Raw genomic sequence first — 6,328 nt, forward strand, 5'->3', positions numbered from 1 at the left:
TTCTACGCCGAGGAAGGACAGGGAGGGGTGGCTAGCGCACCACGGGGATCGCCCCGGAGCGCCAGTCCGTCAGCCGCTTGCGGATGCTCGGCACCATCGCCAGCCCGTCCGTCTCGGTCGGGCTGAACCACGCGACCTCGTGGGACTCGTCGGACACCCGCAGTTTCCCTCCGACCGGGCGTCCGAGGAGGCAGACGGAGAACTCCTGGCGGACTTCGCCGTCGTCGTAGGCGAGGACGTGGCCCGGGTCGGTGTAGGTGCCGACGATCCCGGTGATCTCGACGTCGATGCCGGTCTCCTCGCGCGTCTCGCGGATGCCGCACCCGGCGATCGACTCGCCGATGTCCATCCGGCCGCCGGGCAGCGCCCACATCCCGTTGTCGGTGCGGCGCTGGAGGAGGACGCGTCCGGCGTCGTCGACCACGACGACGGACGCGGCCGGGACCAGCGAGTTCGCTTCGGGGGCGTTCGGGTCGTCCTCGTAGTCACGCCTGGGCATGGCCTGCTACCTCCGCCGCCGGGACAGTCCGCATGTCATGCCCTTCCTCTCCCAGGTCCTGGACCCCGTCAGGTGCGAGCCGCGGCCACCGCGTCCGTGTACAGCTCCGTCGTCAGGTCGTCGTCACCGATCCCGAGATCGGCCAGGGGACGTTCTCGCCCCGTTAGGCTGCGGTTGTGATGATCAAGGCTGTGGTGTTCGACGTCGGGGAGTGCCTGGTCGACGAGACCCGGGAGTACGGTACCTGGGCCGACTGGTTGGGTGTGCCGAGGCACACGTTCGTGGCCCAGCTCGGCGCGGTGATCGCGCAGGGCCGGGACTACCGGGAGACGTTCCAGGTCTTCGCCCCCGGCTTCGACCTCTCCGAGGAGCGCGAGAAGCGGGCGGCCGTCGGCCGGGCGGAGACCTTCGGTGAGGACGACCTCTACCCGGACGTCCGGGGCGCCTTCGCTCAACTCCGGGCGGAGGGCCTGTGGTTGGCGATCGCCGGAAACCAGACCGTGCGGGCCGGGGCGATCCTCCGCCGACTGTTCACGGACGACGTCGACCTGATCGGCACCTCCGACGACTGGGGCGCGAGCAAGCCGGACCCTGCCTTCTTCGAGCGCGTCGCCGAGGCGGTGCCCGCCGAGTCGCACGAGATCCTGTACGTCGGTGACCGGCTCGACAACGACGTGCTACCCGCCCGGACGGCCGGGATGCGGACGGCGTTGATCCGGCGCGGCCCGTGGGGCTGGATCCAGCAGCACGACCCGGCCGCCGGGCAGGCGACGTTCCGGATCGACTCGCTGGCGGAACTCCCGGACCTGATCGCCAAGTTCAACGCTGCGGCGAGCTGAGCAGCCCCACCGAGACCATGAGGTGCGAGTGAGCAGTGAGTGGACCGTCCACGGCAGCCGTCCCGTCTACACCAGCGCGTGGGTGCGGCTCGACCTGGTCGACGTCGAGCCGCGCGGAAGGGCCCGGTACGAGCACCACCTGGTGCGCTTCGCACCGGTCGCGGCCGTCGTCGTGGTCAACGACCGGGACGAGGTGCTGATGATGTGGCGGCACCGCTTCGCGACGGGCACCTGGAGCTGGGAGATTCCCAGCGGCATCGTCGAGGACGGGGAATCCCTCGAGGCCGCAGCGGTCCGCGAGGTGTTCGAGGAGACCGGCTGGCAGGTGGACGAGGTCGAGGCCCTCGCCTATGTCCAGCCCATCGGCGGCATGAGCAACGCCGAGCACCACGTGTTCCTCGCCCACGGTGCCACCTACGTCGCACCGCCGGTGGACACCCACGAGGCCGACCGGATCGAGTGGATCCCGATCTCCCGGATCCAGGGCATGATCGACCGGCGGGAGATCGTCGCAGGCGTCGCGGTCACCGGCCTGCTCCAGGTACTCGCCCGGCGTCCCTAGGAGGGCAGGGCCAGCATCTCGCGAAGAGCAACAGCCAGATGGCGGTGGGCCGCGCACGTCGGCGTAGCCGTCCAGCGGATCCCGCCGGGCTTCGGGGGCCGCGGCCCGCCGGAACGCGGTAGCTTCCCGGTGGTACCGCGGCCTCACGGACCGGGCAGGCGGGCGCGAGCGCGGGAGGGCTGCTGTGCTGGAGGAACGGGAGTCGATCGGCAAGCGGGTGCGGCGGGCGCGGCTGAGGTTGGGCATGACCCAGGCCGACCTGGCCGCCGCTACCGGAAGGACCCAGGACTGGGTGTCGAAGGTCGAGAAGGGCACGATCGAGCTCGACCGGGCCGGCACCATCAACCAGATCGCGGCGGCGCTGCACTGCCACCCCAACGACCTCATCGAGAGGCCCTTCGTCGCGGGCAAGCCGTCGGAGAACCAGTGGCAGGTGTCGGCCGCCGCCATCCTGCGGGAGCTTCGCCGCTACGACCTCACGCCGGTCTTCGACGGCGCGCCCCGGCCGTCGGCGGAACTCTGGCGCGAGACGGAGCGCCTGCACCGGCTCCGGGACGCGGCCGCCAACGTGGCCATCCTGAAGGTGCTCCCGGACATGCTGCGCGAAGCGCGTGCGCTGGCCGAGGTGTCCACCGGCCGCGAACGCGAGGAGGCGTTCGCGGTCTACGCGATCGAGTGCAAGTTCGCGCACACCGCCGCGCACACGCTCGGCCACCCCGAGCTGATCGCCATGGCCTGCGAGCGGGCCGCCTGGTCGGCCCGGCTGTCCGGCGACCCGGTGATGGAGGCGGTCGCGGACTGGATGCGCGTGTGGGACATGTGGGCCACGGCGGACTGGGACGACGCCCTGGCACTGTCCGACAAGGCGCTTCGCCTCGTCGAGGACCGCTACCGCGCCAACGACCCCCTGGCCGTACGGGCTTGGGGCGCGATGCACCTGCGCGCCGCCGTGTCCGCCGCCCGCGCCGGCCGGGGGGCGGAGGCAGAGGACCGCATCCGGCACGCGTACGCGGCAGCCGAGTTGATGGACGGAAGCCGGGCCGAGCCCCCCTTCGACCGGCACTCGCTGACCTTCTCCAGTGGCAACGTCCAAGTCCACGCGGTGTCGGTCCAGTTGGAGATGGGCGACTACGCCAGGGCCCTGATCCTCAACGAGCGTGCCGACCCGGCGAAGGTCGCCGCCCTCCCGGCCTCCCGGCGGGGCCACCACCACATGGACCTGGCCCGCGCCTGGCTGTGGGACGGCAACCGCGACAAGGCGCTCCAGGCCCTGGAGGCGGCGGAGAAGACCGCCCCGCAACTCGTGCGCAACCACCCGATCGCCCGCGCCACCCTGCGCAGGATCGTCTACGCCGAGCGCTCGGCCACCCGCGAGAAGCTGCGCCACATGTCCGACCGCTTCCACCTGGACGGATAGGGCGGCCGGGCGGTACCAAACCCACGGCCGCACTCCCGAGCGCCGGGCAGTCCGCCGATCCGCCGTCACGTCGGATGCTCGGCTGGGAGGACCCAGTCGAGCTGCTGGCCGGCCGACCAGGTGCTACGGCATGCTCCGGAAGTACTGCTGTCCGGGGAAGCCCTCGGTTCAGACGTCGCCGAACTCGCCGCTGCGCACAGCGGCGACGAACGACACCCTGGCCTCAGTCCGGAAGGCCAGAGCCGGCCCCTGAGGGTCCTTCGAGTCACGGACGGGAGCCAGGCCGGGGACGTCGGCAGTGACCTCGACGCAGTCGCCGCCGTTGTTGGAGTACGAGGACTTGGCCCGGGAAGCGCCGGACAGGTCTACATGGTCGGTCATGATTGGAATTCCTTTCGGGCCCTGTGGATCTTCTCCTGGGATGCGGCCTTCGGCAGCGCTGCTGAACGGGGCGGTCTGCACCGTGCCCACCCGGGCCCCGCCGCCTCATGCGGGCGGCGGGGCCGAGACAGTAGGTCAGGGCGGCGTTCGACGGCCCGGCGCGGTGGTTGCGGCTTCTGCTGGCGTGTGTGCAGTTGCGTGGTGGCCCTGGCGGGGACCCCGATGACGGTTCCCCTGGCAGGGTCAGTGGGTCGGACGGATCATCGCGGTCAGCCGGGGCGAGTCCGGCGAGGGCTGTTGGGCGTTGAACGCCTGGTAGCCCCAGGCCTCGTAGAGGCGTTGGACTTTCCCGTCTCCGGCGAGCGGGTTCACCAGCAGCGTGACACGGCTTTCGGGGCGGCCGGCCAGCAGTGCGTCGTGGATGCGGCGGGCGGTTCCGCTGCCGCGCCAGGGGGTGCGGACGCCGATCTCCTTGATGGCCAGGGCCGGGGCGTCGGTGTATCCGTGGGGGAGGGGCTCGGTCATGCGCTTCCAGTACCGGTCGCCGGACGCGATGGCGTTGCCGTAGGCGTAGCCGACCGGCAGTTCGCCGTCGTAGCCGAGGGCGAGGACGAAGCCCGGTTCGGCGGCGTGCCGGTCGAGGCGTTCGGCGAACACGTCGACGCGGTAGTTCGGCAGGTGCAGCAGCGGGGCGCGCACGTCGGCGTAGACGTCCAGCAGATCCTGCCGGGCGTCGGGGGTCAGGGCGGTGTGGCGGCGGAGTTCGACGGTCACGTGGTGGTTCTCCAGATGTCGTGGGCGTAGGCGGTCCAGGTCAGGTCGGATGTGCTGCCGGGTGCCCGCTCGTGCAGATTGGTGCCGAAGGCTGCCAGCATGCGCCTGACACGGGGGTGGGCGGAGACCTCGGGCGGCACGGACATGGCAGTGGCGACCGCAGGTTCCAGGTCGCCCTGCCCGAGTTGGGCCCTGGCGAGGCGGACAGTGGTGATTGCGATGGATCGTCGCATGGTGTCGCGCCGCTGGGCGGTGCTGCGGTGGGCGCACGCTTCGGCATCCTGCCAGTTCCCGGCCGCCAGGTGCGCGGCGAGAGCGAGGGAGTCGAGCTCCGACTGGTCGTAGAAGGCGGTTATCCACACCGGCCGGGAGGATGCCTGGTCCGCCCGGTCAAGGGCGTCCTGCGCGTGTCCGAGCGAGCGGCGGACCGCGTTGGAGTCACCGGTCAGGCCGTGGATGGCCGCGTGACGGGCATGTCCAAGAGAGGCGAACAGTGGGTCGCGGCGGGCGACCGGCAGGCCGCGGGCGACATCGTTGGCGGCCAGGGCGTCGCCGACCTGTCCCAGATGCCGGTACATGCTGCCTGCGTGGGACCAGATTCGGAACTGGATGCTCGAGTCCCCGGACATCGCGGCCAGTGAGGCCGCCTTCTGGTGGTGTTCGAGTGCGGCGTCGAAGCGGCGGCCGTCGATCGCGGCCCACAGCGCTGAGGACATGAAGGCCGCCGCGCTGGCATACAGCTGAGCCCGGATCCGCTGGGTCGCGATGCCGTGTTTCTGTAGTTCGAGGGCTTCGTCGGCGAGGGCCGCAGCCTTGGACTCGATGCTGATCCGGCCGCCGTGGAGGTGGTCGCTGGCGATGACCTCGGCGAAGCGCCGTTGCAGGTTCTGCACGTCGGAGATGCCGATACGGCTACCTGCCGCTGATGCGAGGGTGGGGGTGAGCGCGGTGGCCGCAGTACCGCCGACCGCCGCTATGAAGTCGCGTCGCCTCACGTCTTCCTCCGGTGTGGTGCGGGCCCGCCCTGTTGGGACGAAGCCCAGCTCTTCGGGCGTACAGGCGAATACTGCCTTGAGCGCGCGGCGGATCTTCTCGGGCGGCCACCGGGTTGAGCCGCTCAGCCAGTTGTGCACTGTGCGCTCTGATACGGTGCCGAGCCGCCCCGTGAGGACCTTGATCTCCAGGTTCACTTCGTGGGCTAACTCGACCTTCGTCATACGGCGTTCGGCCATCCGGGAGCGGAGCTGGACGTTGAGCACCATGAGACCAAGTAACCACACCGTCACCTGCTGTGCGGGGAGTCAGGTCATGGGACGGTCAAGTTTTCCGGTTGGGATGCGACCAGAACGCCGCCGACTTTGCCTCGCCGCCCGTCCTGTAGCGGTCGTTCACTGAATGTGAGTTGCTCGCCCCCCGAGGGGCAGCGTCCGGCGTCATGCCGCGTCCCGTATGGGCCTGGCGCCGGTCGGACCTCCCTTCGCCAGCCCTCTCTTCCCCGGAGTCGCACGATGCCTCTCGACACTGGTAGGCCCCCGCACGATGTCCGTCGGCTTGCTCGGCCCCGCGCGTTCGTCGCGTGCCTCGACTCCCGCATCGAATCCACGCCTCTGGCGCGGTACTTGCTCCGGGCCTACCTCTCCGGGCTGCCCTCCGGCGACCGTTACGCCGACACGGCCGAGCTGCTCCTCGGGGAGCTGTTCGCCAATGCCGTCCAGCACTCCGACGGGCCGGACGACTGCCACATCGAGGTTCGCTTCGCCCTCACCGGCTCCCGCCTGCGGCTGGAGGTGCACGATGCCGGCAGTGGCCGTCCGTCCGTCCGTGTCGCCGCGCTCTCGGACGAGCGCGGGCGTGGG

8 protein-coding genes are annotated in these 6,328 nt (G+C 70.8%); 4 read left to right on the forward strand and 4 right to left on the reverse strand.

Going from position 1 to position 6,328, the window contains the following annotated elements; all coding sequences use genetic code 11:
• Positions 1-31: 31 nt before the first annotated feature.
• The gene (locus ACFY4B_RS18880; RefSeq protein WP_387969007.1) at positions 32-499 is read right to left on the reverse strand and encodes an NUDIX hydrolase; all 468 of its coding nucleotides are present in this window, start codon (positions 497-499) and stop codon (positions 32-34) included.
• Between the two features lie 179 nt (positions 500-678).
• On the opposite strand from ACFY4B_RS18880, the gene ACFY4B_RS18885 reads away from it, so the two are divergent.
• From ACFY4B_RS18885 to ACFY4B_RS18895, 3 genes are all read left to right on the forward strand, one after another.
• Positions 679-1,338, forward strand: a complete 660-nt coding sequence (locus ACFY4B_RS18885; protein ID WP_387969314.1) for an HAD family hydrolase — start codon at positions 679-681, stop codon at positions 1,336-1,338.
• A 28-nt stretch (positions 1,339-1,366) separates the two neighbouring features.
• Positions 1,367-1,900, forward strand: coding sequence for an NUDIX hydrolase (locus tag ACFY4B_RS18890; RefSeq protein ID WP_074001131.1), 534 nt, complete (start codon positions 1,367-1,369; stop codon positions 1,898-1,900).
• Between the two features lie 184 nt (positions 1,901-2,084).
• Entirely contained in the window at positions 2,085-3,317 is a 1,233-nt protein-coding gene (locus ACFY4B_RS18895) for a helix-turn-helix domain-containing protein (protein WP_387969010.1), read from the forward strand.
• A 168-nt stretch (positions 3,318-3,485) separates the two neighbouring features.
• On the opposite strand, the gene ACFY4B_RS18900 is transcribed toward ACFY4B_RS18895, so the two are convergent.
• From ACFY4B_RS18900 to ACFY4B_RS18910, 3 genes are all read right to left on the reverse strand, one after another.
• Positions 3,486-3,698 carry a DUF397 domain-containing protein gene (locus ACFY4B_RS18900; protein ID WP_387969013.1) on the reverse strand — a complete coding sequence of 71 codons (213 nt, stop codon included), beginning with the start codon at positions 3,696-3,698 and terminating at the stop codon, positions 3,486-3,488.
• Between the two features lie 243 nt (positions 3,699-3,941).
• Complete coding sequence (locus tag ACFY4B_RS18905) at positions 3,942-4,472, reverse strand: GNAT family N-acetyltransferase (RefSeq protein WP_387969016.1); 531 nt, start codon at positions 4,470-4,472, stop codon at positions 3,942-3,944.
• Positions 4,469-5,734, reverse strand: a complete 1,266-nt coding sequence (locus tag ACFY4B_RS18910; protein WP_387969019.1) for a helix-turn-helix domain-containing protein — start codon at positions 5,732-5,734, stop codon at positions 4,469-4,471. Before ACFY4B_RS18910 ends, ACFY4B_RS18905 begins: the two co-directional genes overlap by 4 nt.
• Before the next feature lie 246 nt (positions 5,735-5,980).
• Between ACFY4B_RS18910 and ACFY4B_RS18915 the strand changes: the two genes are divergently transcribed.
• Positions 5,981-6,328, forward strand: a 348-nt coding sequence (locus ACFY4B_RS18915) for an ATP-binding protein (RefSeq protein ID WP_387969022.1), incomplete at its 3' end; no start/stop codon positions are given.

The organism is Kitasatospora sp. NPDC001261 (assembly GCF_042896795.1).
Lineage (GTDB): Bacteria > Actinomycetota > Actinomycetes > Streptomycetales > Streptomycetaceae > Kitasatospora.